We start from the raw sequence: 26,154 nt of genomic DNA on the forward strand, positions 1-26,154 counted from the left end.
CACCCAGCCAGAACTACCGGACCTGACGCTCAACTGCCAGGCCGATAGCCCGACATCACCCGATCAAGTTCAGTAGCAGCGACTATTGGAAATGTATAGCTTTGACAACACGACTTGGCGATCACGGTGCACGAGGTCGGCCGCAACGCCCGCGACAGTCGGCACCACGGCCCGCCAGCAGCACCTGCGCGCTTCGAAGCGGGCGCCATTATGTACCTCTAGGTCAAGAATGGCTGCTACAGTACCCCCATGGCAAGGCCCAAGAACTTCGATCCGGATGCGGCGATCGAGCAGGCGATGACAGTGTTCTGGCGCCAGGGATACGGCGCCACGACCCCTCAGCAACTGGTCGACAGCCTGCAGATCGGCAAGGGCAGTCTGTACAACGCCTTCGGCGGCAAACGCCAGTTGTTCGACCTGGCACTGCGCCGCTACCTGGACCTGCGGCTGGCAGCCGTGACCACGCGCCTGGAGGGCCCCGGGCCGGCGAAGGAGCGACTGCGCACGGCGCTGCACTTCCTCGTCGACTCGTACTTCACCGGTCCGGACCGCCGGGGCTGCCTGGCGACGAACAGCGCGGTGGAGTTCGGGCGCGCGGACGAAGCCGTGGCGGCGCAGGTGAGAAACCTGTTCGACCGCATCGAAAGCGCAGTCCAGGCACTGTTCGAGGAAGGTCAGCGCACCGGGGAGTTCCCTCCCGGCCATGACGCCGCCGCCCTGGCCAGCATGCTGCTGAACACGGTCACTGGCATGAACGTCCTGGCCCGCATCGAGCCGGGCCCCGACCGCCTGCGCCGGGTGGTCGACGCGACCGTCGACCTTCTCTGACCGGTTCCCCCGAGGGCTTCCGCCCAGAGGACGGCAGAGGCACACCCTCATTCTGTACCTACAGGTAAAAAATTAGCGATCGGAGAACCAACGACATGACCGACCAGCTGACCCTGAGCGTCTTCACTGCGCCTGCACGTCCGGTGCACGCCCCTCTGCCTGTGGCTCCGCCCGACGGTGGCTGGACCTGGCCACCGACGGCGGCGACCCTCATCGCCGGTGAGCGGGAAGCCATTCTCGTCGACACGGTGCCCACCGTGGAGGACGCACAGAAGCTGGCGGACTGGATCGAAGCCAGCGGCAAGGAACTCACCACCATCTACATCACCCATGGCCACTTCGACCATTTCCTCGGCTCGTCGACGCTGCTCGACCGGTTCCCCCAGGCCCGCGTGGTAGCCACCGAGGCGACGGTGCGCCTCATCGAGGCGGAAGCCGAATCCGGACATGACCTCAAGCTGTACGGCCAGCTGTTCGTCGACCGGATCGGCTCGACCGTCATCGTGCCGGAGGCCCTCACGGACCACCACCTCGACCTGGAAGGTCACGAGGTGCTCGCCGTGGCAACCGGCCGGTCCGACGTCGACGACTCCTCGTACGTGTACGTTCCCAGCCTCTCCGCCGTCATGGTCGGAGACATCGCGTACAACGATGTCCACCCCACGCTCGTCACCAGCGATCACCAGAAGCGGCTGGCGTGGATCCAGACGTTGTCCGAGATCCAGGACCTGAAGCCGGACATCGTCGTGGCCGCCCACCAGCGCCCGGACGCGCCGGACAACGCCCGGATACTCGCCGACACGATCGCCTACATCAAGGACGCGGACCGCGTTCTCGAAGGAGAGCCGACCGCTGCGCAGTTCATCGAGCACATGCTCGAGTCGCACCCCACCCGACTGAACCCCACCACGGTGATCTACAGCGCGGCAGCACTCGGTCTGAAGTGACTAGTTTTCAGGGCTCACGCCCGCGAGGCGCAGGGCGAAGTCGCCGTACTACCAGACGATCGTATCCTCGGTGAGTTCGCCGTCCTCGCGGTACCAGGCCGCGATCCCCAATGCCGAGGTCGAGAACGGCATAGGAGACCAACCGGGGGGAGGCGACGGTGAAGCACCCCTCCTTGACGCCCGCCTCGACGATCGCGCGTGAATGGGTTAGAAAAGCGGGCAAACCGCGTACTCGTGGTAGTAGCTGACGCCCAGGGCGGTGTGGGCGTACAAGGCGACGCAGGTGCTCATGCCGCAGCCGCACGGACAGGCCAGCAGGCGACTACCCAGGGGGCAGATGCATGCATACGGGAAGGCCCCAGGACCAGCAAGCCTCGTGATTGCCGTAGCGCCCTCGCCCTCGTCCAAGATCCGGACCACGTGCGGGCCAGCGCCTACCAACCTGCCTCCAACCCTCTCATTTACGCGGGTCAGGGCCGTACAGATGCTGTACCAACAGCAGACGAAGAATCTGCTGGCAATGCAGTGTGGGGCGACGCCGCCCATGGACTCGTCGCCTATCGGCCGTCTGCAGGAGAGTTCCGTTTCCTGGGGTACGTCGGCGTGCGGGGTGGTTGCTGGAGGCGGTGCGCTGGGTTGGGTTCCGCAACCGCAATGGGACGTGAAGCCGTGGGATGTGTGTCGATCCAGGACAACCCCCCTGGGTCGAGTCGGCGGCGTGCACGCGTGACGGCGACGTATGCGAGGCGGGCGTCAGTGTCGTTGACGGGTTCCGGGATGGAACGGCCCTCGGCGTCGTGTTGGTCGGTTTCTTTGGGAGGTGGGAAGTCGTCGCCAATCCGGACGGTTGGCCATTCACGCCCCTTGGCCTTGTGAGCCGTGGACACGGTCACGTCCGCATGCTCCTCGTCGGTGAGCTTGTCGACTGCAGCCAGGATGGCGTCGGGGCCGTGCGTGTCGACGAGGTCGACGAAGGGCTGGAGGTCGCCGCCTGCCGGATCGTAAGTCGCGTAGTCCTGCACTTCGCCCCAGGAGACGAAGAGAACGAGTTCGGGGTGGCTGGTGCGGCGTCCTTCCTTGAGGTCGCGAGCCGCGAGCGCCAGCGAGGTGAGCGTGTGCCCGCCGCGAGCCAGGGCAACGCGGCACCCCTCGGAGAGGAGGCGCATGACTTCGGCCATGGCGCCGATGTTGGTGCGGCACAGCACCGCGTCCGGGTTGGGCACGTCGCCGACTTCGGTGGGGATGGTCTCGCTTCCGGTCAGACGGATCGGTGCCTCCGCGAGTTCGAGCCAGCGGTTGGCTTGTTCGGCGAGGAGGGGGCCGAAGCGGAAGGAGCGGGTCAGAGTGAGAGCGGTGGCGTCGAAGTCGGTCATCACGTCGCGGGCACCGCGCCATCCGTAGATGGCTTGGGCCGAGTCGCCGACCATGACGAGTTGGGCGTGGTCGCGCTGGGCGTTGAAGACCTGTTCCAGGACGGGGTTGGTGTCCTGGGCTTCGTCGAGGAAGAGGAAGTCCGCTTCGATCTTTGGCTGGGTCAGGGCCCACATCTTCAGGTAGTGATCGTGTTCGAAGCGGACCGCGCCGTGGTCGAACGTTTGCAGGTCGGCCCAGGCCTTGACCGCGAACGGTAGTACTTCGTCAACGAGTTGGGCGTGCTCAGCACGCGTTGCCAGGCGTCGCAGGTGCGGCACATGGTGGCGAGCCAGGGCACGGTCTGCGGAGTAACAGAAGCCTGTAACAGCGCGTAGCACCGCGTGGGAGAGCGTCCTGTAGCTGATTTCGTGATCCCCGATGCGGATGGGCCGGGTGATGCCGAGGGCCTGGCCGGTCCTCCAGGCGGGCTGACGGGGGCCGTTGAGTCGGCCCGCGTAGCGGTGGCCGAGTGCTGCGTACGCGGTCGCGTGGGCGGTCTTGCACATCACCGTTCGGGGAAAGCGTGTGGCGGCGTCGCGAGCGATGTCCTTGTTGAAGGCGAGGTAACAGCCGCGTCGTTTGGTGCCGGCGGCGAGCATCGCGAGGGTGCTGGTCTTACCGGTACCGGCCCCCGCCTGCAGAACGAGGTGCTGCCCTGCTCGGAAGGTGTCGGAGGCTTGAACCTGCTCGTCGGTCGGGGTGGGCACAAAAGGCTCCTCAAGAAGGGGTGGAGCTGGGCAGGCGGTTGTCATGACGGAGGAGAGTGCTCGCCGCGCAGACCAGCAGCTCTTCTGGGGTGTGCTGGACCAGCAGCCCTTCGAACCGGGTCATCAGCCGGCGGACGCGCTCTTCCTTGTGCTGTGCGGCAGGCCGTCGATGACGGCCTGCCTCAGGAAGTCCCGGGGCCGTTGCCCGCAGGCTTCCGCAGCCTGGCGGATGATGGCGCGGGCGGTGTGACTGAGAGCGAAGTTCAGCAGGACACAGCCCTGCCGGTCTGGGTAATGGGTGGTAAGGACATCGATGGGCAATACGCCGCCGAGTCGACGCCGAAGTGCTCGCAGAGCACGCCCAGGAGTCCTGGCGCGCTGCAGAGTCAGCAGTCGAGTGCCGTCGCTGTTGCCGGCCAGAGCCACGACACGACGCGCACGGCGCAATTCACAGTCGGTGGCAGGCCGGGTGAGGGTGATCTCGATCGCGTGGTGCGCGGTCATGGTTGCGTCGCCTTCCTGCCCCGGCCGGCAGGAGCCTGCCGTCGGGTGAGTGTCGGGAGCCGGGTGTGGATGTGCTCGTGGTGAACGAGGGAGTCGAAGGGCTCCCACTCGGTTACCGCCACGTCGGCGGCTGTGGGAATGGCGGCGTGCTCGGGGCAGCGTTGGGCCCTCCAGCGCAGTTGCTCGGCATAGGGCAGGCCGGTGAGCGCGTAGACGGCCAGGACTGCTCCGGGCAGAGGAAGTTGACCGGGCTCCGTGGCGAGGGGTACGAGAGTCCAGACACCTGCCTGGGTCTTGGGCGTGAGCAGGGGACTTGTGCAGCGGTGGCGGCGTCGGGTCTGGGCGACGCACTGGATCTCGTCCACCGGGCGGTTGGCGAGGTAGCGGATGTACAGGAGTTGGACGACGGGACGGCCAGGCCGACAGGCGGCCATCGGTGAGGCTTCTGTCGTCGGCGGGGTGGAAGGAGGTACGAAGGCGCCGCTGTCGATCAGGCGGCGGGTGTTGACCGCCAGAGCGCGGCGCAGTCCTCCCAGTTCGGGCACGGCTGGAAGGGCGTGACGGGCAGGGCAGAGCATGGCGTGCGGCAGGCGGCACCAACTGCTGCCGTCGCCCGCCGGGTGAGCGACGCCGCAGCTGACGTGCCATTGGCAGGTAGCGGGCACTCTTTCGGCAGGCAGTTCGTGAGGGTGCAGGCGGATGGGCCGCTAGTTGGTGCGGTGGTACCACTCGATTCGGTTGCCGCAGTCCCGGCAGCGGTCACTCTGCCCGCATCGCAGTAGACGACTGGCGCTGTCGTGGCTTACGCGTAGGGAACGCCTCGCGCGGACATGGACGGGGCTGCCATCGCAACGGCGTGAAGAAGGGGGTGTGGAGCGCATGCGGGCGAACTTGTCAGCTGACACGCCGTCCAGTGGGTGTCAGTACCGTAGGTGTCCCTCGAAGTGCCGCATCTGGTGAGACTGGTTTTCGAGGATGCGCTCATGCGTTCGCACAGAGTCACCTGTTCGGGCGATTGGTGAAGGCCGTCCCGAAAGCGGTCAGCCGTCGGTCTTCTCGGGAGGCTCGTGTCCGTTGCACAGGGTGGCGAAGAGCTCGTCGAGCGGGGTGCTCAGGGCGTGCGCGAGGGCGTGCCAGGTTTTCAGCGTCCCGATCGTTCGGCCCTGCTCAATCTCGATGAGAGTCCGTCTGGCAAGGCCACTACGGTCGGCGAGCTCGTCATAGCTCCATCCTCGGGCCGCCCGCAGGCGTGCGAGCTCCAGGCGGAGTGCCTCGAAGTCCGGATCGGGCGGAAAGATCGTCACCCGACCATCCGACGGTGCAGACACCTGCCCTGTCAGTGCAGACCTCTGCCCTATTTCCCCAGGTCGCAGCGCAGGCGCGAGGGCAGAGGTCTGCACTAGCGTGTGCGGCCGTCGCTCTCTCCTGAGCGGGCAACGGCGCGGAAGCAGGATTGAGAAGAGCACGCCCTATGAGGCTTTGCACAACACGCCCGGCAACGCGGCGTGCCTGGACGGTGGAGCTTCGGCCAGGCTCTAGCGGGCCGCAGCTTGTGTGTCAGCAGTGCGACCACCGGGGCGTGCTGCTCGCTGCCGTATCCGCGCGCTCCGCAGCGCTCGAGCATCTGGCCGGACATGCCCGGCGCGACGCCCTGCCGTCATACCTGCGCACCTGCCAGTGCCACGAGCGAGGTTGCCGCTGGCACCCCCGTCACCGCGGCTGCGCCGGCCCCGTCCATCTGCTTCTCGCCCGCGAGCGGAGCGGACGGCTCTGGCGACTTGCCGATGCTTGTACAGCCTGCGCGTCGGTGACAGCGCAGGCCGCCGTGGTTCCGGAAACCTTCCTCCCAGTGACCGTGGCGGAGCCGGACGGCGCCACGCGGCGTCGCAAACGACGGCCCAAAGGGCCGGGCGATCAGATCCGAGTGCGGGAGATGCTCAGCTACCTGGCCGCAGCCCTGCCCAGCCACACAGGGGCTGCAGCCCGGCTGCTCGCCGTGCAGTGTGCACTGCGCATGGACTCCGAAGGGAAGATCCGGATGTCGGCTGGACTCCTACGCAGTCTTCACCTTGGCCGCAATCCGCTCCCATGGACCGAGTTGGAGCAGGCGCGGTGGCTCCGCAGCACGCCAACTACCCTGGGCTCTGCCTACCGGGCGGTGGGCGCCCAAATCCTCGACGGCGGGTTGTTTGCTCAGCGTCCTGCACGTCCAGACCGCAGGAGCGCTGCCGACTGGGCGTTGCGTATGGCGAGAAGTGGCCGCGTGGGCCCCGGTGACCCGTCTCTCCGGCTGATCACCCTCTGTCTTGCGACGCACACCGACTCCTCAACCGGTCACGGGTGTGCCGACATGGACCGGATCGCACACGAGTGTGGACTCGGCCCCGAGGCTTTGTTCCCTGCACTCGATCAATTGCCATCCCTGACCTCCTGGAGCATGGCGCTCACCTCAGGAGATCTGCACTGGGAGCTACTGCCGAGGGGCAATCAGAATCAGCGGGCTGCCAGCCGATCTGACGCTCTCGAGAATCCTGCGAGCTGAGGCGACCGACCCGGAAATCGACCCGCTACCTCCCAGCAGACCGGTCGCCCAGCGCCTCGACGAAGCACCTTCAGCTGGCCGATCGAACCCTGCGGCCGCTGGCGCCACTCTTGTTCATGCGCCAGGTCAACATCTTCCTACTGACTCCGTACCGAAGCATCGCCGCCTCAGGACTGAGCCCTCTTCTGGCGATGGACCACGCCGCCTCGTTGGTGATCAGCAGGTTGCCGGCCAGCCAGTCCGCTTCTTCTTCGATCTCTCCGTCCCAGTGCCGACAACCGCGGACATCGAGCGCCGGACCGGGCGGATGCATCAGGAGCGCATGGGCGATTTCGTGGTCGGCCGAGCTGTTTTGACGGCCCGGGTCGTGGGAGTCGTTCACCCAGATCTGTCGCCGTGTCCCTGCATGCACGGTGAGTGCGCTCACAGCTTCCTGCTCGGTGGTGAGAAGTCGCTCGATCCGGGCGTCGTCCGCTATCGCGGAGCTGAATTTCTTGACCGGGATCGCCAAGTGTTCAGCGAGCCGTGCAGGTGCAAGCGGCGCGGCGGGGTGAAGCCCCAGCTCTCTCCGCATCTGCACCGCCAGGCGATTGGCTTCAGCCTTGAAGCCGTGACGCAACGACATAGGGAGCTCCCCTACTCCGGCTGATCAGTCACCAACTGTTTGTAGGCGACGGCGATCAGGGCTTCGAGAGCTTCCGCAGCCTCAGGCGTGAGGTTGCGGTCGCCCCGCAGATGCGTAGCCACCTTGGTCAGCGTGTCCTGACTACGGGGCTCATCGGTCCGGCGAACAAAGTCATCCGCGCTCAGATTCGCCCAGGTGACAAGGGCTGCGAGTCCGTCCACGTCCGGCCTGCGCCCTTGGGCCAGCCGCGTCAACGTCGATGCGCTGACGCCTGCTTCCTGAGCTACGTCCTTCCAGAGAAGACCCCGCTCCTGACGCGTGTGATCCAGGGCCGTGTGAAACGCGACCGCGTCAAACCGTCCTGCTGCATTCCGCTCGCTCATGATCTCCTCCTCTCACCCGCATGCTTCCACATCAGGTACCACTTGCGAAAGTCGAAGCCAGGACCTACCCTTCCGATTGCAAGATCGATAGCGATACCGATCTCGCAATCAGAAGGTCTCCGGCGATTGATGGTGGCGACATGGCTACGAACACCGGTAAGGGTTTCCGTCGCGGCAGCGTCTCCCGACGGAGTCAGGTCCTCAATACCCGGACCGGCACGTGAACGAAGCGCGGTGAGAAGGGCCGCTTCATGGGCGGGAAGGCAGGCGGCGCGTCATTCAAGGGCGTCCGCCGCGAGAAGTAACACGTCTCGTGCTGGTGGGAGACGACCCCCTCGTCTCCCACCAGCAGAAAGGAGGTACCGATGGTTCGCAAAGAATCCCTTGCGCAGCTCCTCGATGAAGGACGCCGCAAGATCCAGGTGACCGACGAGGAGGTCGCCGAGGCCAAGCGACGCCGCCGACTCCTGGCCGCGTCCGCACGCCGGGCTTTCCCCGGATCTACCACGTACTTCAACGGCAGCGTCGCGCACGGCGATGCGAACACGCCCCTGACCGACGTCGACCTCGGGGTCGTCCTCACCAAGAAGGACACCGAGCCGTACGGTCCGGGCAAGAAGAGCGCCCTGGCCCTCATGGAGATCGCCCGTGAGGCGATCCATGAAGACCTTGACGCGGAGTTCCCGAAGCTGACCGTCGAGGTCGTGGGCCGCCGCCGTGCCGTCCTCGTGCGCTTCGGCGACCCCGTCACACAGGGCCAGGACGACTTCACCGCGGACGTCATGACCGCGCTCCCGCACCCCTCGGACCGTGGGCTGTACATCCCGAACACGAAGATCGCGGACCAGTGGGACCGCGCCGACCCGATCACGCACACCCAGATGGTACTCAAGGCCATCACGGACACGAAGGTCGTGTTCGCCCGTACGGTCCGGCTGCTGAAGCACTGGAACTGCACGCACAGCAAGCCCATGTGCTCCTGGAACATCAAGGCCCTCTGCCTCGGGTGCCTCGACGAGCCCATGCCGCTGATCAACGCGCTCCAGGTCTTCTTCACCTACGCGGCGGACGAGATCGAGAAGGGCCCGACACCGGACCCGGCGCACGTGGCCGGCCCCATTCCCCTGAACATGACGCGCCGCGAGGTCCACAAGCGGCTGTGCACCGCGCGTGACTACGTCGACCTCGCGATCGAGCACGAAACAGCCGGACGCGCGCTCAGTGCCCAGCACGCCCTCCACCAGGTCCTCCCCGAACTCGTCCCAGACGCGGACGCCACGCAGGAGGAAGCAGCCCGACTGACATCGACAGTCCGCTCGGGCGGTACGGCCGCCACCGGCCTCGGGCTCGCCGTCGGACTCGTCACGCCCACCCGGGCCTGGGGAAACTGAGCCATGCCGACCTGGTATGGGGCCCAGCCTGTCTGGTGGGCCCCACTCGAACGCGACGCTCGGCGGCGCTTCGGCTCCGCCCTCCGGCATACGTACCGCCCTGGCTCACTGACATACGAACTCACGGGACTCGACGTCATCGGCGAGCACGAACCGATCGACGTAGGCATCACGTTCTACGAAAACCCGCTCTACCCGACCTTTGGCCAGAAGCCCCAGGATTTCCCGCGCGTCCACGCCAAACCGGGGGCACCCTCGAAGCACCGGTACTCGGGCGACGACGCCCTCTGCCTCTGGCACCCGCTCGATTCGGAAGAGCGACGGTGGACGAGTTCGAAGGGACTCCTGGACCTCATCGAGATTGTTCGCACACACTTGTTCCTCGAACACTACTGGCGGCTCACCGGTGGTGAGCACGACGGTCAGTGGCTGATTGAGGACGCCCCGCACAGCATGCCGGGGAGTGGTGCATGGAGGTCATCGCGGCGACAGCGGCGACGAGCGGCGGGTGGACCTGGTCCCAGACCACCGCGCTGATCGTCCCGTTCATCGCCGTGTTCGGCGCCTTCCTCACGTACGCCCTCAACCAGCGGGCGGCGAGACGGGAGCACCAGGCGAAGACGTTCGCCGAAGCCCTGACAGCGGTCGAGGAGTACCTGGAGATGCCGTACCGCATACGGCGCCGTCCGGAGTCCTCGGCCTCCATGCGACAGCAGCTCACGGACGAGGTGAGCAGTCTGCTGGCGCGCATGGCGTTCCACCAGGCATGGCTCCAGATCGAAGCGTCGTCCGTCGCAGGGCCGTACTCGAATCTCGTCGCCACGGCCCGCGCGGAAGCCGGCGCGCAAATGAGTCTTGCCTGGCAGCAGCCGCCCATCAGGACCGACGAGGGGATGAACCTCGGCGCGGCCTACCCCCGTGACCGATCAACAGCCGCCCGCGCGGCATGCATTGAAGTAATGCGCCGTCACCTCTGAGAAGGGACGGTGATCTTGATGCCAACTATCCCTCTTTTGTGCCAACTAAAATTCCTCGTCACAGCAGGCTAACGCCGTACCCGCGGCATCCCCAGCCCGATCCACGAGATGATCTCCCGCTGGATCTCGTTGTTCCCGCCACCGAAGGTGAAGATCACCGCCGACCGGTAGCCGCGTTCCAGCTCACCGTGCAGGACCGCGCCCGCCGAGCCCTCCTTGAGGACACTCGGCACGGCGACGATCTCCATGAGCCAGGCGTACGCGTCGCGGCGCGCCTCGGAGCCGTACACCTTGACGGCGGAGGCGTCCTGCGGGGTGAGGGTGCCCTCCTGGACGGCGTTCACCATCTGCCAGTTGAGGAGTTTCATGGCGTCGAGCCTGGTGTGGGTCTGGGCGAGGCGGCGGCGCACCCAGGGAAGGTCGATCACCCGGCGGCCGTCGGCGAGCTTGGTCTCCGTCGCCCAGCGCTGGACGTCGTGCAGGGCGCGGATCGCCATGGTGCCGTGGGCGGCGAGCGTGACGCGTTCGTGGTTGAGCTGGTTGGTGATCAGCCGCCAGCCCTTGTTCTCCTCGCCGACCCGGCGGGAGACGGGGACGCGGATGTTCTCGTAGTAGCTCGCGGTGGTGTCGTGCGAGGCGAGGGTGTTGATGAGGGTGCACGAGTAGCCGGGGTCGGAGGTCGGCACGAGGAGCATGGTGATGCCCTTGTGGGGCGGGGCGTCCGGGTCCGTGCGGACGGCGAGCCACACCCAGTCGGCGGTGTCGCCGTTGGTCGTCCAGATCTTCTGCCCGTTGACCGTGTAGTGGCCGGTGGCCTCGTCACCTTCCCTGACCGCCTTGGTCCTGAGCGCGGCCAGGTCCGTGCCCGCGTCGGGCTCGCTGTAGCCGATGGCGAAATCGATCTCGCCGGAAAGGACCTTGGGCAGGAAATATCCCTTCTGCTCCTCGGTGCCGAACTGCATGATCGTCGGGCCCACCGTGTTCAGCGCCATGAGAGGAAGCGGTACGCCCGCCTGGGCGGCCTCGTCGAAGAAGATGAACTGCTCCATCGGGGTCAGCCCGCGCCCGCCGTACTCCTTGGGCCAGCCCACGCCGAGCCAGCCGTCGGAGCCGAGCCTGCGGATGGTGTCCCGGTAGAAGCGCTTCTGCGCCGCCGGGTCGCCGTGCCGGGCGTGGGCGTGATCCGGCACCAACTCGGCGAAGTAGGCGCGAAGTTCGGTGCGCAGCCGCTGTTGCTCTGGCGTGTATTCGAGATGCACGACGCCTCCTGGCTCCCCAAGGCCGGACCTGACGGCGCACACCGTAGAACGTGTTTCAGAAATTGGGAATGGCGGTGCGGGCGGCGACCGTCTTCGGGGTGTCGCGCATCACCTGTCCGGCCCCCGGTGAAGGCTTGAGCGAGTGGCGGAGTTCAGCGGCCGCTCGGGGCGCTGGAATGTCCGGGCGCAGACGGCCCCGGGCGCCGTCGGACCGACGCCTTCGCGTCAGCCGTGGAGCGTCGCAGGGACGTCGCTCACGCCCCCCGACGCCGCTGCCACCTCTGCCGCCACTGCCACCTATGCCGCCCCTGCCGCCTCTGCCGCCTCGCGAGAGATCCGCTCGAACTGCGCCCCCATCGCCTCGGAGAGCGCCTGAGCCGCCGACAGCGGGCGGACCATGACCATGAGTTCGTCGATCCTGCCGTCCTCGCCGAAGTGCAGGAAGTCGCAGCCGTTGATCTGCTTGTCGCCCACCTTTGCCTCGAAGACCAGCGCGTGGTCGCGGCCGTCGGCACCGACGATCTCGCGTACGTAGCGGAAGTCGGTGAAGACGCGGGAGACGCCGCGCAGGATGGCCGCGGTGATCGCCTTGCCCGGGTAGGGCTTGAAGGCGACGGGGCTGGTGAACACGACGTCGTCGGCCAGCATGTCCTCGATCGCGGCGAAGTCCCCGGCTTCCACGGCCTTGCGGAAGGAGTGCATCACGCCCACCTCTCATAGGTCGAATTACTACTCAACTAATTGACTAGGTGCGGATGAGATTAGTCGCAGGGATGACAGGCGTCTAGCCTGGGGCGATGGCATTGCGCAACGCGGTCCTGGCCGCACTTCTGGAGGGCGAGGCGTCGGGGTACGACCTGGCCAAGGGCTTCGACGCCTCGGTGGCCAACTTCTGGATGGCGACCCCGCAGCAGCTGTACCGGGAGCTCGACCGGATGGAGTCCGAGGGGCTCATCGAGGCCCGGCTCGTGCGGCAGGAGCGCCGGCCGAACAAGCGGGTGTTCTCCCTGACCGAGGCGGGCCGCGGCGCTCTGCGCGATTTCACGGCCGAGCCGTCGAAGCCCACGGCCATCCGCGACGAGCTGATGGTCAAGGTCTACGCCGTCGACGACGGGGACGACCAGGCAGTACGGGCGGCGATCACCGAGCGACTGGAGTGGGCTCGCGGCAAGCTGGCCCACTACGACCGGATCCGTGCCCGGCTCCTCGACGGGCGCACCGAGGACGAGTACCTGACCGACACCGAGCGTGTGGGCCCGTATCTCACCCTGATGCGCGGACTCGCCTTCGAGCGGGAGAGCATCCGCTGGGCCGAACGGGCCCTGCGCATCCTGGAGCGGCGCGCCTCCGTACCGCGATAGTTCCGGAGTTCCGGCGCCGCCCGCGTATTCCCGGGGCGCCATTGGATGCCCTATGCCTGCGAAGGGGTTCCCTATTGGTCACCTACGCCCGACCCGCATAGCGTCGAGGACATCACCGCCCTGACGATCCGAGTCCGGAGTGTCAGGGCGTACGACCGAAAAACCTCACAGGTCCGTCAGGGCCCGCACCCCCCGGAGAACCGCACCATGTCGAAGATCCTTTTCGTGCTGACCGGTGTCGACCACTGGACGCTCGCCGACGGCACCCGGCACCCGACCGGCTTCTGGGCCGAGGAGGCCGTCGCCCCGTACGAGGCCTTCAAGGCCGCAGGTCACGAGGTCGTCGTCGCCACCCCGGGCGGCGTCGTGCCGACTGTGGACAAGGGGAGCCTTGCCCCCGAGTTCAACGGCGGGCAGGAAGGCGCCGACCGGATCGCGAACGTCCTCGCGTCGATCACCGAACTGCGGCAGCCGATCAAGCTGGAGGAGGTGAACCTCGACGACTACGCGGCCGTTTTCTACCCCGGCGGCCACGGCCCGATGGAGGACCTCGCGGTCAACGCCGACTCCGGCCGGCTGCTCACCCTCGCGCTGGAGTCGGGCAAGCCGCTCGGTGTGGTGTGCCACGGCCCGGCCGCGCTGCTCGCCGCGACGAAGGACGACGGCGGCAACGCCTTCGCGGGCTATCGGGTCTCGGGGTTCACCAACACCGAGGAGACGCAGGCCGGACTCGCCGACCAGGCGAAGTGGCTGCTCCAGGACCGGCTCGTCGAGGCGGGCGTCGACTTCCAGGAGGGCGAGCCCTGGGCCCCCAAGGTGGTCGTCGACCGCAATCTGGTGACCGGGCAGAACCCGGCGTCCTCGGCCCCGCTCGCCGCCGAGCTGCTGAAGAAGCTGGCCTGAGCGAAGAAGCCGGCCCGAGCGAGGGCCACGGACCGGCTCGACGAGGTCCTCGACGCCGCCTACGACTGCCTGCCCAGGTACGGCGTACGGCGCACGGCGATGGACGGCATCGCCTCCGCCAGGGGCGTGTCCCGGTCAGCGATTGTTCGGCGACATCCGCCAGGCGTTCACCGGCGACCTGCGCCGCCTGCTGATCGCCCGGTTCGCCGAGGCGGCCACCCCCACCGGCGTCGACCCCGCCGAGGCCGCGACATCTGCCTCGCTCCGGTCGTCGGCCTGGGGGCGGTGCCCGACGGCAGAAACCTCCTGACCCCGGCGACGGACGCCCTGCTGACTGGTCGGTCGGGCATGTCGGCACCGCATCAGCCCGAGGCTCCAGCGCCACCTGGAGCTCGTGGGACAACTGTGCAGGCAGCAGGGGGTCCGACCCGCCGGGCCGCTTCTACACTCGGGGCATGAAGGGTCTGCTGCTGCGGCTTTCCGCCCTGGACGCCGACGCGGCCGCCGCACTCCGCGTGATCGCTCACTACGAAGGCCTCCTCGGCGGCGGGCGTCTCGACGCTCAGTCGCTGGTGCGGTCCACGGCCGGTCTCGCCGAGTGTCCCGCGGGCCTGGTGCTGGACGGCCGCATCGTGCGGTTCGGCGCGGACGGGGCGGCGTCGGCGGGCGAGCCGCCCGAGAAGACCGACGGCGTGGAGTTCGCGCCCGGCGGCCGGGTGTGGCTGGAGCGCGACGGTGAACCGGGGCCGCTCGACGAACTCGTCCTGGAGTGGATGGCCATCGCCGCCGCCGTGGTGGCGGGGCACCGTGCCCTCGCTCCCTCCCAGCACGTGGCCGACCCGGCCCTGGTCGAACGCGCCCTGTCCGAACGCGAGGCCGTCGAGGACCGGGCCCGGGCCCTGCGGCTGCTGGGCCTCGACCCCGCCGGTCCGCTGCGCGTGGTCGCCGTCGACGGGCCGGCCGCGGTCGCCGCGCTCGGTCGGCACGACCTGCGTCCGGGCGTCAGGGCGGCCGGCGTGGGCTCCTTGGTCGTGGCCCTGGTGCCGGGAGCCGAGTCACCGGCATCGGACCTGCGGGACATGGTCGCCCGGGACGGCGCCGAGGGTGTACGCATCGGGGTCGGCGGCGGCGCACCCGCGCTGTCCGCGGCGGATTCCTGGGTGCAGGCCCGGCTGGCCCTTCGGTTCGCGGTGGCCGGATCACGCGCGGAGGCGGTGGTGGACCACGACCGGCTCGGTCCGCTCGCCCTGCTCGCGGAACTCCCGGCGGAGCGTCTGCGGACCCAGCCCGACGTGGTCGCCCTGGAACAGCTGGCCGAGCCCGTCCTCAACGCGCTGGCCGCCTTCTGCCGGACCGGCACCCTGCGCCAGGCCGCCGCCGACCTCCATCTGCACCACAGCTCGGTGGCCGCCCGGCTCACCCAGGCCGAGGCCGCGCTGGGCCTGCGCCTGGCAGCCCCGGGAGACCGGTTCCGGGCGCAGTTCGCGCTCTACGCGCTGCGGCTGGCCCGGACCGGACAGGACCGGGGCTGACGACGGCGGGGACCCGCCGGGACACGGAAAGCGAGGCCCCACCGCCGAGTTCGACCGCCGGACTCAGCGCAGGGCGCGGCCCAGCACGGCCAGCGCCTCGGCCGTCTCGCGCTGCGAGATCTCAGCGGTGTGGATCATGGACGAACCGTGGAACGTGCCGGGGAACAGATGCAGTTCGACGCTCACCCCGGCCGCCAGCAGAGCCTGCGCGTAGGCGATGCCCTCGTCGCGCAGCGGGTCGAACTCCATCACCGAGATGTACGCGGGCGGCAGCCCCGACAGGTCGCCGGCGCTCGCGCGGGCCGGAGCCGCGTGGATCGGAACGTCGTCGCCGCCCGGCACACCGGCACCGAGGTAGGCGTCCCAGCTGAGGACAGCGTTGGGGCGGTTCCACAGCGGGGTGTCGGTGAACGCCCGCATGCTCGGGGTGGTCAGCCGGTCGTCGAGTTCGGGGATGCCCAGGTACTGGAAGTGCAGCGCCGGTCCGCCGCGGTCGCGGGTCAGCAGGGCGAGCCCGGCGGCCAGACCGCCGCCCGCGCTCGCCCCGTGCACGACGATGCGGTCGCCGTCGAGGTCCAGTTCGGCGGCGTTCTTGGCGACCCACACCAGACCGGCGTAGCAGTCCTCCAGGCCGGCCGGGTAGGGGTGTTCGGGGGCGAGGCGGTAGTCGACGCTGAAGACGACGGCCTTCAGTTCCCGGCTGATGACGACGTTGTGCCCGTGGTCCAGCTCCGGCGTGCCCAGGACGAAGCCGCCGCCGTGGATGTCGTAGACCACGGGGAGCGGGCCCGCCACGCCGGTGGGGCGGTACGCCATCAGCCGCACCTCCGGCGCGCCCTCGGGGCCCGTCACCCGATACTCCTGGATCTCCACGCCCTCGGTGTTCACCTCGGCGTTCATGAGGGTGACGCCTTCGGTCAACTCGGCCCGGGCCTCAGTGAGATCGGATGTGTCGGCCCCGGGGATCATGGCCAGTCCGGCGGCGAGCTCGGGGTCCAGCGAGTAGGTCGTCATGCGTCCAGTCCTCCGATCGGACGCTCCGTCGCGCCCTGCACCTCACCCTGCCACCTCGCATCATCGCAGGTCACCCGACACGTGTCGGAAAATCGGGGAGGGTCGGCCGACAGCTGTGCGCAGGCCCCGGGCACCCGGCCGCCATGAACCGAGTACCCGACGAAGGCATGGTCCTCGTCCCCGGCGGCTCTCTCCTCACCAAGGCCCCGGAGAAGGGCCGCGCCCTTGCCAACGACTACGGACGGGACTGACCCCCAGCGCCCAACAGCGTCTCTCGTACCCGGGCGGCCGTCGGTCACCGTGTTGCGCGCTGCCTGCCCAAGTACCGTGCAGGGCACCGGATATACCCGCGCGGCATCACGTCCAGGCGTCGCCCGGGTACGAGGAACGGACGGCTTCCGGCCGTCCGCCGGACCGGGTCGAGGACTATGCTGCTGTACGGACGTCCCAGACCCCGGCGGCTTGTCGTTGCTCGACACAGATGGCTGCGGGGAGCGGACTCTTCGTCCGTCACCCGGCGCATCCCTGGAGGGATCTGGGTGGGTCCGCTGTCCTGTCGCACAGGCTGTCGGACCGGCCGTTGGTCTACCCTCCGCCGAACGTACGCCCTGCCGGCAGCGCGCCATGGGCGCCGGGATTCCCGGCGTCACCGCGTCCGCTGCCGGATGGTCTTCCGAACCGAGGCGTCATGCCCCTCCCGCAGCTCACCGTCCACCGCCATGACAGAAGGAAACGGGCGCTGATCACCCTGGCCGGTGAGATCGACCTGGAATCGGCCCCGCTGGTACGCACGGCACTGGCGCGTTGTCTGAGCGACGGTATCCGTACCATCGACATCGACCTCACCCCTGTCACCTTCTGCGACTGCAGCGGCCTCAACGCCTTCCTCCACGCCGCGCAAAAGACCACCGAGGCCGGCGGGACCCTGCGACTGCACCACCCGCCACCGACACTGGGCCTGATACTCGACCTCACCGGCTCCGGGGTCCTGCTTCTCGGCGTTCCGTTCGGGCATCTGTCACCTTCTCTCGGGGGTGTCCCGGCCCCGACCGTCCAAACCCCGCCGCACCGGACTGTTCCGCTTGCCTCTGTGCTCTCGGGGGATGCGCGGTGACGGCCCGGTCGGGGCGGGGGCAGCCACGAAAGCCCCGTGGCAGCGAGTCGTCCACCCTGGATGCGGTCCGGTTACGTCGGGTGAACCGCCGGCTGGCACAGGGTCTGAGCGGGAAGCTGACGGATCTGTACATGGACTCCCGCGAGACGTCACCTCCTGAGGCGTACCGCCGTCCCAGCCGTCAGCACTTTCTGAACCGTCTCAACGCCGACATCCGGCGGCCCGGCTTCGCCATGGTGATCGCGGAGACGGATGGCCTGGTGGGATGCGCTTTCGGATTCCCGGTGCGCAGCGACGGCTTCTGGTGGCTCGGGTTCGACGGGGCAGTCCCGCGCGGCATCGAGCAACTCACCGCGTCCAGCGGCGTCTTCGCGATCACCGACATCCTGGTCCGCCCGCACCCGCAGGACGCGCACGTGGCCCGCCGGTTACAGGAGCGGCTGCCGGCCGACCGCCAGGCGTCACTCGGCGCCACCCCGGTGGACCGGGCCGATCACCCGACCCTCACCGCGCTCCGTTCCGGGGGATGGCTGGACGTGGGAGAGATCTGGAAGCCGATCAGCGCCGCGCCGCTCCGGGTGCTGGCGCTTCCCGTCGGCGAACGAACTGCGGCGCGGCTGGGGGAACTTGGGCACGATGCCTGGACGCGGTGGCCCGGATGAGGTCCGACAGCCGGTCGGCCCGCATCCAGGTGCTGGTCGCCGAGCAGGCGGCGCGACGCGGTGCCCGGGTCGGTGTGGTGGACGTGTGCACCGCGGCCGTGACCGCGCTCCCGGTCGGCGGGGCCGGGCTGTCGGCAATGTCCCGGACCGCGGCGAGCCATGCGCTGTGCGGCACCGACGACATCAGCGAACAACTGGAAGAGCTGCAGCTCACCCTGGGCGAAGGGCCCCGCGTGGATGCCTTCCTGCACGGTTCGGCCGTCCTGACACCCGATCTGCTGACCGGTGCGCTGCAGGACCGCTGGACCGTGTTCGCGGATGCGGCCCTGGAGGCCGGGGCACGCGCGGTGTTCGCGCTTCCCCTGCAGATGGGGGCGATCAGCCCGGGAGTCCTGGACCTGTACGCCGACGTGCCGACGGCGCTGGATGCGGAGGAGTTGGCCGATGCGCTGGCGTTCGCCGATCTCGCGACGCTGCTCCTGCTCGACGCCCGGATCGAGGAGACGGGCGCGCCGGCCGACGGGCCGTCGCCGGACCGCGGCTTCGAGGACCTGGGCGCATACCGGGCGGAGATCGACCAGTCCACCGGCATCCTCGCCGTCCAGCTCGGCGTCGGCATCGACGAAGCCTTCGTACGGCTCCGCGCCCACGCCTACATGCAGGGACGCCGGCTCGCCGACGTGGCCGCCGACGTGGTGGCCCACCGGCTCCGCTTCTCCCCGCATGCGGAGCCGGACCAGGCCGACGAGGAAACCTGACGCACCAGCGCCGACCGGTGAACTGGCTGGACTTCCCGCCCCCTCCCGGCGGGAATAGTCTCAATCGAGGGTGACACGATGAATCAGCAGCTCCTGGCCAAGACCTTCGTCGAGCTGGCGGACAACCTGGTCGCCGACTTCGACCTGATCGACTTCCTGCGGCTGCTCACCGACCGCTGCGTAGGGATCCTCGGCGCCGACGCGGCCGGGGTGCTGCTCGCGGACCGCGACGGCGAACTACGGGTGATGGCCGCCTCCGACGAACAGGTACGGCTGCTGGAACTCTTCCAGCTCCAGAGTGATGAAGGCCCTTGCCTGGAGTGCTGTCGCACCGGCACACCCGTGATCGTCGCCGACCTGACCCTGGAGGTCGGCCGCTGGCCGCGCTTCGTCACGGCGGCCCACCGCAGCGGGTTCGGGGCGGTCCAGGCGCTGCCCATGCGCCTGCGGGACGAGGTCGTCGGCGCCCTGAATCTCTTCCGTGCCGCCCCCGGCCCCTTCGACCCGGCAGGCACACTCATCGCCCAGGCCCTGGCCGACGTCGCCACCATCAGCCTCCTGCAACAACGCTCCACCCACCGCAGCACGATCCTCAACGAGCAACTGCAGACCGCGTTGAACAGCCGCGTACTGATCGAACAGGCCAAAGGCAAACTCGCCGAACGCCGAGGCATCGACATGGAACAGGCCTTCACCACCCTGCGCGGCTACGCCCGCGCACACAACCGGCGCCTGTCCGATCTGGCCCGCGCCTTCATCGACGACTCCGAACCCCTCCCCGGTCTGGGGTCCTGACCCACTCCGCGCCACAGCCGGCGCGCCACCCACCGCGGCCCCTGCGCCGGGGTTCGCGGTCCGGACGGCCTCGTTTCCGACTCGGGGGCTGGGAGCCTGGGTGGGGAGACTTGCTGGTACCTGACACGGTCGCAGTCCCGTCTTCCCTACGTCGGGGGTAGAGCAGATACAGGCGAAGCGGAACAGGGCCGTTCGCAGGCGCCGCCCGTGCACCCGGGACGTCGTCACGCATGCGCTGCAGCTCTCCGGGCCGTCCGCAGGGCGGCGATACGGCGGAACGCGGCGTAGGTGTCCGGCGCGTCGTCGTGGTCGTGGGGGCGTGTGCTTCGTGGGCTCTGCGTGCGCACGTCCGGCATGGGCACGTGTCTCCCCGATCGGTGACATCACTCACCGTGGGAGCTGCCAGACCGCAGCACGCAAGGGAGCAGCGAAAGCTGCTCGCACGGGCGTGCCTCCGGTCCGAAGCACACCGGACGGCTTCCCGAACAGCCCGCGTTCAACAGGGTTTCCACCGTCCGACCGCCGCTGCCCACGGATGGTTGCGGCCGACGCATTCACCGTTCCTCCATCGGCGCCCCTCTGGCCCCGTGCGCCCAACGGGCCCCGACGCGGCGCCGATCCGAGGCTATGCTGCTGTACAGACGTCCCAGACCCAGGCGCCGCACCGCCCATCGGCCACGATGGCAGTCCCGTACCTCTCCCGGTCTCCTGAACCGAGGCGCCTCATGCGCACCCCGCGGCAACCGCACGAACCCGAAGGCTCAGAGCGTCTCGACCTGGACACGGTGCGGCTGCGCCGGCTGAACCGCTGGCAGGCCGAGGGCCTGCGGGAGGATCTGGCGGATCTGTACGTGGAGTCTTCCGCCGCCGAGCCGGGCGAGGAGTTCCACGACCGGCAGAAGTTCCTGCACCGTCTGGCAGACGACGTGAAACTGCCGGGATTCGACATGCTGGTCGCCGAGGCGGAGGCCCTGACGGGGTGCGTCTGCGGCTTCTCCGTGCCGCGCGACGGCTCCTGGTGGCAGGGGTTCGACGGACCACTGCCGCAGAACCTGGAGCAACTGACCGCGTCCGGACACGTGTTCGCGATCCTTGAAACCGTAGTCCATCCCCACCAGTACGCCCGCGGGCTCGCCCGCCGGCTCCAGGAGCGCCTGCTCACCGACCATCAGGCTTCGCTCGGCGTCACTTTGTTGGATCAGTCCGCCGGTTCGGCCTGTGCCGTCTTCAAGGACTGGGGCTGGCAGGAAGTGGGGCGGATCCAGCGCCTGCCCGGCCCAACGACCTTCCGCGTACTGGTTCTTCCTCTTGGTGAGCGCACGGAGGAACATCCGGACGGCCTCGCCCACAACGACCGGACCCAACGGCCCGAATAGCCGCCCGCATCGGCTGGACCCAGCGTGTGCGGAGGTGTGGAGGAGCGCGTGGAGCTGTCGCCGGAGCAGGAGGCGCGGCGGATCGCGGCGGTACGGCGGTACGACATCCTGGACACCCCGCCCGACGGGGCATTCGACCGGATCGCAGCACTCGCTGCCCGCCTGTTCGACGCTCCGTCCGCCACGGTGACGATCGTGGACACCGACCGGGTCTGGTTCAAGGCCGCGTACGGACTGGCGGGGGTCACGCAGATCGGCCGGGACCCGGGGCTGTGCACCTCGGCGATCCTCACCGGCAGTCCGCTGGTCGTCCCCGACACTCTCGACGACCCCCTCGCCCGCGCCCACTCCCTGGTGACCGGCCCGGCCCGGGTGCGCTTCTACGCCGCCGCCCCGATCACCACCAGCGACGGTCACCGCCTGGGCACCGTGGACGTCCTGGACACCAAGCCGCGCCGGATCACACCGGACCAGGCCACCGCCCTGACCGACCTGGCCGCGCTCGTCATGGACGAACTCGAACTGCGGCTGTCCGCACTGCGCATGCTCCGCGTCGAACGGGAACTGGTGGAGGTCGAGCACGCGGCACGGGAGCGCGCCGAGCGGGACCGGTCAAAGATCGCCGCGTACGCCTCCACCCTGCAGCGCACCCTGCTGCCCCCGGCGCTCCCGGAAGTGCCGGGCCTGGAGGCCGCATGCCACTACACCACCGCCTCGGTCCACGACGTCGGCGGCGATTTCTACGACGTCTTCCCGCTCGGCGCCGGGCGGTGGGCGTTCTTTCTCGGCGACGTCAGCGGCCGGGGCACACCCGCCGCCGCTCTCACCTCGCTGATCCGCTACACCCTGCGCTCCACCGTCCTACTGGAGCGCGACCCGTGTGCCGTACTACGGACGCTGAACTCCGCTCTGCTGTCGGCGTCGCCCGACGGCAGCCGCTTCTGCACCCTGGTCTTCGGCACCCTCGCCCCCGAGCCCGCGGGCGGTTTCGCCCTCACCCTGGCCGGAGGCGGCCACCTCCCGGCCCACCATCTGCGACCCGCCCGGCGCGGCGGACCCGACCGGGCGGTCGCCCGAACCGAGCCGGTGAGCCTGGCCGGAGGGATGCTCGTCGGCGCCCTGCACCAGGCGGACTTCGTCTCCCGGGACATTCAACTCCTGCCCGGCGAGGCGCTCTTCCTCTACAGCAACGGACTCACCGAGGGCCGTACCCTCCGAGGCGCCGGGTTCGGTGAGAGCAGCCTGGTCGCGCACCTCACCCACCACGCCGCCACCAACCGGGCCCTCGGCGCCGCCGCGATCATCAGCGACCTCACCTCGCTGCTGGACACCTTCCCCGCAGGACCCGCCGACGACGTCGCGCTCCTCGCACTCAGCGCGACCTCGGCGACACCCGCCACGGCACCCTCCGGTGCCTCGGGCACCGCGCACACCAGCGTGCCCCTCCCACCCCCCGACAGCATTTGACCAGGCCGAACGGGCGAAGAGCCGACGGGTCGGTGGTTCAAAGTGATGGTGTCCGGGATGCGGAGCGGGAACTCGGCGAGCGCGTCAAGCGCCACGGCTCCCTCCGGGAACAGCCGCTGTCGCCCGAGACCCGCGAGCAGTACGTGGCTCAGTGGGCCGCCGTCCAGGAGCAGTTCGTCGACCTCACCGTGGAAGGCCGTCACCGAGGCGGACGCGCTGCTGGCGCGCCTGGCAGGGGAGCGCGGCTTCCCCGACGGCGCGCAGTGCGAGGAGCAGTTGGCCGCCCTCTCCGTCCACCACGCCTACTTCGTCCAGGGCTACCGCAGCATGCACACAGCAGCCCACGGCCAGAGCGGCACCGAGGAGATGCGGGAGGCCATCGTCGCAGCCCGAGGCCTCTTCGAGGCACTGGTCACCGAAGAACCGGCCGACCCGGACCTGCGCCGACTCGGAGCTGCTCCCGCAGGGCGAACGGGACGAGCTGGCCCTGCGCCTTCAACAGGCCCTCAGCACCTTCGTCGACAGCCCATGCCAGGCCGTGGGCGAGGCCGACGCCGTCTTCGACGAAATTGCCACCTCCCTCACGAACACCCTGACGGAAAACTACGTCCTCTTCCCCCTGCTCGCAGGCCCCTCGGCGCTGCCCTGCATGGTCGGCAACGTCACCGCGAACGGGCTTCGCAACATCTGGGCGCACACCGTGATCTTCTGCGGCCACTTCCCCGGCGACGTCCAGACCTTCTCGTACGAGGAGGAGCAGCTGGAGGGCGAGACGCGCGGCCAGTGGTACCTGCGCCAGATCCAGGGCTCGGCGAACATCGAGGGCGGCTTCCTCCTCCACGTGCTCACCGGCAACCTGAGCCACCAGATCGAGCACCACGTCTTCCCCGACCTGCCCAGCAACCGCTACGCCGAACTCGCGCCACGGGTGCGCGAGATCTGCGCCCGGCACGGGATCACGTACGTGAGCGGGCCGCTGTGGCGCCAGTACGCGTCCATGTGGGGCCGCGTCCTTCGGCACGCGGTGCCGGACGGGCCCCAGCGCCGCCGGGCTCGGGCCAGCTGACAGGCGCGGGCATGGAGGCGGAATGCCTTCCTGCTCGTGTGATCGCTGTGGGCGCACTCGCGATTCAGCTGTTCACCACGAGCCACAGCGATCGCATCGCGACTCTGCCGTCCGGCCGGTCCAGGTCGCCGGGAAGGGGTTCGGGGCGGACCGCAGCGCGCACGGTGAGGAGCGGACTGCGACGGTTCCGGCCGTGGCGTCGCACCGGAAATGAGTGACGGCTCAGGCCGGCGCCGGGCATCGTTGGTCCGCCCGGAATGCACGGTCACGCGCGCTTCTCGGCCGACTTCGGGTATCTCCTTGCGGGCGGGGTTTCCGACTCCCCCGATCAAGCGCAACTGCATCAACAGCATCTCGCTGAGGCTGACGTCCGACGAGAGCTGGGGCGGAACGCAATCCGATCACCGTCCGAATCCCGCTCGGATTCGCACCCCCGTCGAGGGCCCACCCGATGGGAACGCGTGTGCCCTGGGGGCACGCGACGGGCGGGGTGCGAGTGTTCTACGCGGCCGAAAAGGGCGCTCGCTCTCAGCGGGCCAGGACACCTGACCTAGTGTCAAGAATGTCCGCGCCGACGCCTGTTGTCCGGTCGGAGCGGCCACGCAGGAGCGCCGAGGAGGACACGGTGCCTTGGACCGATCCGTACGCGAGGAACGACGGAACACAAGTCCGGGGGGCCGATCGCTGTGCTCCGGGAGCGTGGCACAAGCTGACGATTCTGCCGTCGGCGGGCCTGGTGATCCGAGGCTTCAGCAGCGGACGGGTCACTTCTGACGTGGATGGCGGGCGAACGACTCCGGTTCCGGGCGTCTGCGGTCGTGTTTCTGTCGGCCGGGGGCAGTGGTGAGCCGCCGGCCGCCGGTGCGGCGGACTCGTAAGTCTCCGAAGCGGGCCCCGACCCCGACGAAGCCCCGAGGTCCCCAGCCGTTGGTGCTCGCCATCGCGGCTGCCGCGGGCGTCGGGTTCTGCGTCGCCGTGGGTGAGTGGCTGCTGGGCAACTGGTGGCTGCTCGCCGTGCTCGCCGCAGTCGTGGGCGGGGCCGGCGGTCTCTGGCTCACGCAGTGGGCGGTGAGCGCCCGCTGGGAGCGGGTGCACGTGCGGAGGCTGCGGTACAGGCTCCCCCAGCTCGACGGGCTCCACCACGAGGACTTCGAGTTCGCGGTACGGGACCTGATGCGCCGTGACGGCTGCACGGATGCCGTACAGGTGGGCGGGGCCGGGGACAACGGCGCGGATGTGACAGCGACGGATCCGCTCGGCAGGCGCTGGGTGATCCAGTGCAAGCACCGGCAGGACGGGGCCTCGGGATCGCCGGTGGGCACCCCGGATCTGCATGTGCTCAACGGCACCGGCCGCCAGCTGCACGGCGGGGACGTGGTGGTTCTGGTGACGAACGGACGCTTCACCTCGGGGTGTGAGCCGCTGGCGAAGTCCCAGAAGCTGCATCTGGTCGACCGGGGAACGCTGGGCGAGTGGGCGGGAGGCTCACGACCGCTCTGGGAACTGCTCCAGAAGCTGCCCCCGCCGGGGAAACGGTCGGCGTTGTCCTGAGAACCCGTTGTCGTACTGATGACGGGCGCGGCCTCCGCCTCGGTGGAACGGGTGTGGGGTTGGCAGGAGCAGTCGACCTGGACCGGGCACTGGGCGAGCAGTTGATGGAGCGGGCCCGTGTGCCCAGTGTGCCTTGAACGGACGCGGTGTCTATGCCGAGCGGGTCAGGGCGATGCGAAGCCTTCGCAGAGCCGTGGTGACGGAGTGGCCTCGTGTCCCGTCGGACTCCGCACGAAGGGGAACCGTGGGATCGGGGCGTCGGGCGAGTCGTCGTAGCCTGGTGCGGCTGTTGTGCTCGACGAGGATCGGCACGTAGTTGGTGATACGAGCGTTGCTGAGCGGCTGGTAGCAGTCCTGCACGACCTCCCGCACGACTGCGGCCGTCAGCAGGTCGGCGTAGGAGGCCGTCAGATGGTCTGTGAGCTTCTGAAGGGTGTCGGGTAACGCGGTCTCGGCCGTGTTCGCGCCCATGGCGCGCTCCTCACTGTCACAGACGGCCGACCGCCGCAGCCGATCGGTATCCGGGTGCTCGGCGTCGGCCCGTCCACTTCCCAGACTTGCACGGATCGCGTCCGTGGAACGGCCCGCCGGATCTGTTCATCAACTCGCCATCTCGAATCGGTCGACTCAGGCAACAGGTGCCGGGTCACCGCGATTGCTGGGCCACGTCTGGAAGTTCGGTGACCGGTGAACCGGCCTGGCATCCAGACGTTCCCGGGCGGCTTTCAGTCACGCCGGGCGCGCGAAGATCGTGGAGAGGTGGATGCCGTGCATCGCACAGCCATGCTTTCGAAGGACTGGTGGGGGCTGAGGGCCGAGGCCTCGGTGGACGGCGTCCGACGGAACCGGTCGAAAGAGGTTGGCCACTTGGCATCTGTCCGGGGAGTGCGGCGAGGGCTAGGTGTTCTGTCTCGGGAGGTTGTGGACGGGTGAGCCAGGTCTCGGCTGAGGGATCTTGAACAGGTGAGGGCCTTCCGGT

Annotated in this window: 25 protein-coding genes and 1 pseudogene; 16 read left to right on the top strand and 10 right to left on the bottom strand. The window is 68.9% G+C overall.

Annotation, left to right across the window (positions count from 1 at the left end):
• Positions 1 to 249: 249 nt before the first annotated feature.
• Both ACX28W_RS41150 and ACX28W_RS41155 read left to right on the top strand, forming a co-directional pair.
• Positions 250 to 828, top strand: a complete 579-nt coding sequence (locus ACX28W_RS41150; protein ID WP_459005239.1) for a TetR/AcrR family transcriptional regulator — start codon at positions 250 to 252, stop codon at positions 826 to 828.
• 95 nt (positions 829 to 923) lie between these two features.
• The gene (locus tag ACX28W_RS41155) at positions 924 to 1,775 is read left to right on the top strand and encodes an MBL fold metallo-hydrolase (protein WP_459005240.1); all 852 of its coding nucleotides are present in this window, start codon (positions 924 to 926) and stop codon (positions 1,773 to 1,775) included.
• 557 nt (positions 1,776 to 2,332) lie between these two features.
• On the opposite strand, the gene ACX28W_RS41160 is transcribed toward ACX28W_RS41155, so the two are convergent.
• From ACX28W_RS41160 to ACX28W_RS41185, 6 genes and pseudogenes are all read right to left on the bottom strand, one after another.
• Positions 2,333 to 3,895, bottom strand: a complete 1,563-nt coding sequence (locus ACX28W_RS41160) for a UvrD-helicase domain-containing protein (RefSeq protein WP_459005241.1) — start codon at positions 3,893 to 3,895, stop codon at positions 2,333 to 2,335.
• 123 nt (positions 3,896 to 4,018) lie between these two features.
• On the bottom strand, positions 4,019 to 4,399 hold the full coding sequence (locus tag ACX28W_RS41165) for a hypothetical protein (RefSeq protein ID WP_459005242.1): 381 nt from the start codon (positions 4,397 to 4,399) through the stop codon (positions 4,019 to 4,021).
• Positions 4,396 to 5,280, bottom strand: a pseudogene (locus tag ACX28W_RS41170) (DUF6083 domain-containing protein). The gene ACX28W_RS41165 and the pseudogene ACX28W_RS41170 overlap by 4 nt, the downstream one beginning before the upstream one ends.
• Before the next feature lie 159 nt (positions 5,281 to 5,439).
• Positions 5,440 to 5,703, bottom strand: coding sequence for a helix-turn-helix transcriptional regulator (locus ACX28W_RS41175; protein ID WP_459005243.1), 264 nt, complete (start codon positions 5,701 to 5,703; stop codon positions 5,440 to 5,442).
• Between the two features lie 1,308 nt (positions 5,704 to 7,011).
• Positions 7,012 to 7,566 carry an ImmA/IrrE family metallo-endopeptidase gene (locus ACX28W_RS41180; protein ID WP_459005244.1) on the bottom strand — a complete coding sequence of 185 codons (555 nt, stop codon included), beginning with the start codon at positions 7,564 to 7,566 and terminating at the stop codon, positions 7,012 to 7,014.
• Between the two features lie 11 nt (positions 7,567 to 7,577).
• Positions 7,578 to 7,949 (bottom strand): helix-turn-helix domain-containing protein, encoded by a 372-nt coding sequence (locus tag ACX28W_RS41185; RefSeq protein ID WP_086757004.1) that lies wholly within the window; start codon positions 7,947 to 7,949, stop codon positions 7,578 to 7,580.
• A gap of 365 nt (positions 7,950 to 8,314) precedes the next feature.
• Between ACX28W_RS41185 and ACX28W_RS41190 the strand changes: the two genes are divergently transcribed.
• Both ACX28W_RS41190 and ACX28W_RS41195 read left to right on the top strand, forming a co-directional pair.
• Positions 8,315 to 9,340, top strand: a complete 1,026-nt coding sequence (locus ACX28W_RS41190; RefSeq protein WP_459005245.1) for a hypothetical protein — start codon at positions 8,315 to 8,317, stop codon at positions 9,338 to 9,340.
• 470 nt (positions 9,341 to 9,810) lie between these two features.
• Positions 9,811 to 10,317: a hypothetical protein gene (locus tag ACX28W_RS41195; RefSeq protein ID WP_086757007.1), complete on the top strand. Its 507-nt coding sequence runs from the start codon at positions 9,811 to 9,813 to the stop codon at positions 10,315 to 10,317.
• Positions 10,318 to 10,385: 68 nt separating this feature from the next.
• Here ACX28W_RS41195 and ACX28W_RS41200 read toward each other — a convergent pair whose 3' ends face one another.
• On the bottom strand, positions 10,386 to 11,576 hold the full coding sequence (locus ACX28W_RS41200) for an acyl-CoA dehydrogenase family protein (RefSeq protein ID WP_459005246.1): 1,191 nt from the start codon (positions 11,574 to 11,576) through the stop codon (positions 10,386 to 10,388).
• Between the two features lie 297 nt (positions 11,577 to 11,873).
• Positions 11,874 to 12,278, bottom strand: a complete 405-nt coding sequence (locus ACX28W_RS41205; protein ID WP_459005247.1) for a nuclear transport factor 2 family protein — start codon at positions 12,276 to 12,278, stop codon at positions 11,874 to 11,876.
• A 95-nt stretch (positions 12,279 to 12,373) separates the two neighbouring features.
• On the opposite strand from ACX28W_RS41205, the gene ACX28W_RS41210 reads away from it, so the two are divergent.
• The 4 genes from ACX28W_RS41210 (at position 12,374) to ACX28W_RS41225 (ending at position 15,372) form a co-directional block, all read left to right on the top strand.
• The gene (locus tag ACX28W_RS41210) at positions 12,374 to 12,937 is read left to right on the top strand and encodes a PadR family transcriptional regulator (protein WP_459005248.1); all 564 of its coding nucleotides are present in this window, start codon (positions 12,374 to 12,376) and stop codon (positions 12,935 to 12,937) included.
• A 207-nt stretch (positions 12,938 to 13,144) separates the two neighbouring features.
• On the top strand, positions 13,145 to 13,840 hold the full coding sequence (locus ACX28W_RS41215; protein WP_459005249.1) for a type 1 glutamine amidotransferase domain-containing protein: 696 nt from the start codon (positions 13,145 to 13,147) through the stop codon (positions 13,838 to 13,840).
• A gap of 142 nt (positions 13,841 to 13,982) precedes the next feature.
• The gene (locus ACX28W_RS41220) at positions 13,983 to 14,150 is read left to right on the top strand and encodes a hypothetical protein (protein ID WP_459005250.1); all 168 of its coding nucleotides are present in this window, start codon (positions 13,983 to 13,985) and stop codon (positions 14,148 to 14,150) included.
• A 145-nt stretch (positions 14,151 to 14,295) separates the two neighbouring features.
• A complete protein-coding gene (locus ACX28W_RS41225; protein WP_459005251.1) occupies positions 14,296 to 15,372 on the top strand; it encodes a PucR family transcriptional regulator in 1,077 nt (358 codons plus the stop codon).
• A 63-nt stretch (positions 15,373 to 15,435) separates the two neighbouring features.
• On the opposite strand, the gene ACX28W_RS41230 is transcribed toward ACX28W_RS41225, so the two are convergent.
• Entirely contained in the window at positions 15,436 to 16,386 is a 951-nt protein-coding gene (locus tag ACX28W_RS41230; protein ID WP_459005252.1) for an alpha/beta hydrolase, read from the bottom strand.
• Between the two features lie 688 nt (positions 16,387 to 17,074).
• Between ACX28W_RS41230 and ACX28W_RS41235 the strand changes: the two genes are divergently transcribed.
• From ACX28W_RS41235 to ACX28W_RS41270, 8 genes are all read left to right on the top strand, one after another.
• Entirely contained in the window at positions 17,075 to 17,500 is a 426-nt protein-coding gene (locus tag ACX28W_RS41235) for an STAS domain-containing protein (RefSeq protein ID WP_459005253.1), read from the top strand.
• Positions 17,501 to 17,631: 131 nt separating this feature from the next.
• On the top strand, positions 17,632 to 18,162 hold the full coding sequence (locus ACX28W_RS41240; protein ID WP_459005254.1) for a hypothetical protein: 531 nt from the start codon (positions 17,632 to 17,634) through the stop codon (positions 18,160 to 18,162).
• Positions 18,159 to 18,920, top strand: coding sequence for an ANTAR domain-containing protein (locus ACX28W_RS41245; RefSeq protein WP_459005255.1), 762 nt, complete (start codon positions 18,159 to 18,161; stop codon positions 18,918 to 18,920). The genes ACX28W_RS41240 and ACX28W_RS41245 overlap by 4 nt, the downstream gene beginning before the upstream one ends.
• 78 nt (positions 18,921 to 18,998) lie before the next feature.
• Positions 18,999 to 19,715, top strand: coding sequence for a GAF and ANTAR domain-containing protein (locus tag ACX28W_RS41250; protein ID WP_459005256.1), 717 nt, complete (start codon positions 18,999 to 19,001; stop codon positions 19,713 to 19,715).
• 725 nt (positions 19,716 to 20,440) lie between these two features.
• Complete coding sequence (locus ACX28W_RS41255) at positions 20,441 to 21,091, top strand: hypothetical protein (RefSeq protein ID WP_459005257.1); 651 nt, start codon at positions 20,441 to 20,443, stop codon at positions 21,089 to 21,091.
• A 48-nt stretch (positions 21,092 to 21,139) separates the two neighbouring features.
• Complete coding sequence (locus ACX28W_RS41260) at positions 21,140 to 22,558, top strand: PP2C family protein-serine/threonine phosphatase (RefSeq protein WP_459005258.1); 1,419 nt, start codon at positions 21,140 to 21,142, stop codon at positions 22,556 to 22,558.
• Positions 22,559 to 23,096: 538 nt separating this feature from the next.
• A complete protein-coding gene (locus tag ACX28W_RS41265; RefSeq protein ID WP_459005259.1) occupies positions 23,097 to 23,624 on the top strand; it encodes a fatty acid desaturase in 528 nt (175 codons plus the stop codon).
• Positions 23,625 to 24,467: 843 nt separating this feature from the next.
• Complete coding sequence (locus tag ACX28W_RS41270) at positions 24,468 to 25,175, top strand: restriction endonuclease (protein WP_459005260.1); 708 nt, start codon at positions 24,468 to 24,470, stop codon at positions 25,173 to 25,175.
• Between the two features lie 150 nt (positions 25,176 to 25,325).
• Here ACX28W_RS41270 and ACX28W_RS41275 read toward each other — a convergent pair whose 3' ends face one another.
• On the bottom strand, positions 25,326 to 25,646 hold the full coding sequence (locus ACX28W_RS41275; RefSeq protein WP_459005261.1) for a three-helix bundle dimerization domain-containing protein: 321 nt from the start codon (positions 25,644 to 25,646) through the stop codon (positions 25,326 to 25,328).
• Positions 25,647 to 26,154 lie beyond the last annotated feature (508 nt).

The sequence above is a fragment of the Streptomyces sp. SD15 genome (assembly GCF_054462255.1).

Bases quoted from the DNA above. Each gene is read 5' to 3' on its own strand.
- ACX28W_RS41150 (WP_459005239.1), top strand. From the start codon at position 250: ATGGCAAGGCCCAAGAACTTCGATCCGGATGCGGCGATCGAGCAGGCG.
- ACX28W_RS41155 (WP_459005240.1), top strand. From the start codon at position 924: ATGACCGACCAGCTGACCCTGAGCGTCTTCACTGCGCCTGCACGTCCG.
- ACX28W_RS41165 (WP_459005242.1), bottom strand. From the start codon at position 4,399: ATGACCGCGCACCACGCGATCGAGATCACCCTCACCCGGCCTGCCACC.
- ACX28W_RS41180 (WP_459005244.1), bottom strand. From the start codon at position 7,566: ATGTCGTTGCGTCACGGCTTCAAGGCTGAAGCCAATCGCCTGGCGGTG.
- ACX28W_RS41185 (WP_086757004.1), bottom strand. From the start codon at position 7,949: ATGAGCGAGCGGAATGCAGCAGGACGGTTTGACGCGGTCGCGTTTCAC.
- ACX28W_RS41190 (WP_459005245.1), top strand. From the start codon at position 8,315: ATGGTTCGCAAAGAATCCCTTGCGCAGCTCCTCGATGAAGGACGCCGC.
- ACX28W_RS41195 (WP_086757007.1), top strand. From the start codon at position 9,811: ATGGAGGTCATCGCGGCGACAGCGGCGACGAGCGGCGGGTGGACCTGG.
- ACX28W_RS41205 (WP_459005247.1), bottom strand. From the start codon at position 12,278: ATGCACTCCTTCCGCAAGGCCGTGGAAGCCGGGGACTTCGCCGCGATC.
- ACX28W_RS41210 (WP_459005248.1), top strand. From the start codon at position 12,374: ATGGCATTGCGCAACGCGGTCCTGGCCGCACTTCTGGAGGGCGAGGCG.
- ACX28W_RS41215 (WP_459005249.1), top strand. From the start codon at position 13,145: ATGTCGAAGATCCTTTTCGTGCTGACCGGTGTCGACCACTGGACGCTC.
- ACX28W_RS41225 (WP_459005251.1), top strand. From the start codon at position 14,296: ATGAAGGGTCTGCTGCTGCGGCTTTCCGCCCTGGACGCCGACGCGGCC.
- ACX28W_RS41230 (WP_459005252.1), bottom strand. From the start codon at position 16,386: ATGACGACCTACTCGCTGGACCCCGAGCTCGCCGCCGGACTGGCCATG.
- ACX28W_RS41235 (WP_459005253.1), top strand. From the start codon at position 17,075: ATGCCCCTCCCGCAGCTCACCGTCCACCGCCATGACAGAAGGAAACGG.
- ACX28W_RS41240 (WP_459005254.1), top strand. From the start codon at position 17,632: ATGGACTCCCGCGAGACGTCACCTCCTGAGGCGTACCGCCGTCCCAGC.
- ACX28W_RS41245 (WP_459005255.1), top strand. From the start codon at position 18,159: ATGAGGTCCGACAGCCGGTCGGCCCGCATCCAGGTGCTGGTCGCCGAG.
- ACX28W_RS41250 (WP_459005256.1), top strand. From the start codon at position 18,999: ATGAATCAGCAGCTCCTGGCCAAGACCTTCGTCGAGCTGGCGGACAAC.
- ACX28W_RS41255 (WP_459005257.1), top strand. From the start codon at position 20,441: ATGCGCACCCCGCGGCAACCGCACGAACCCGAAGGCTCAGAGCGTCTC.
- ACX28W_RS41275 (WP_459005261.1), bottom strand. From the start codon at position 25,646: ATGGGCGCGAACACGGCCGAGACCGCGTTACCCGACACCCTTCAGAAG.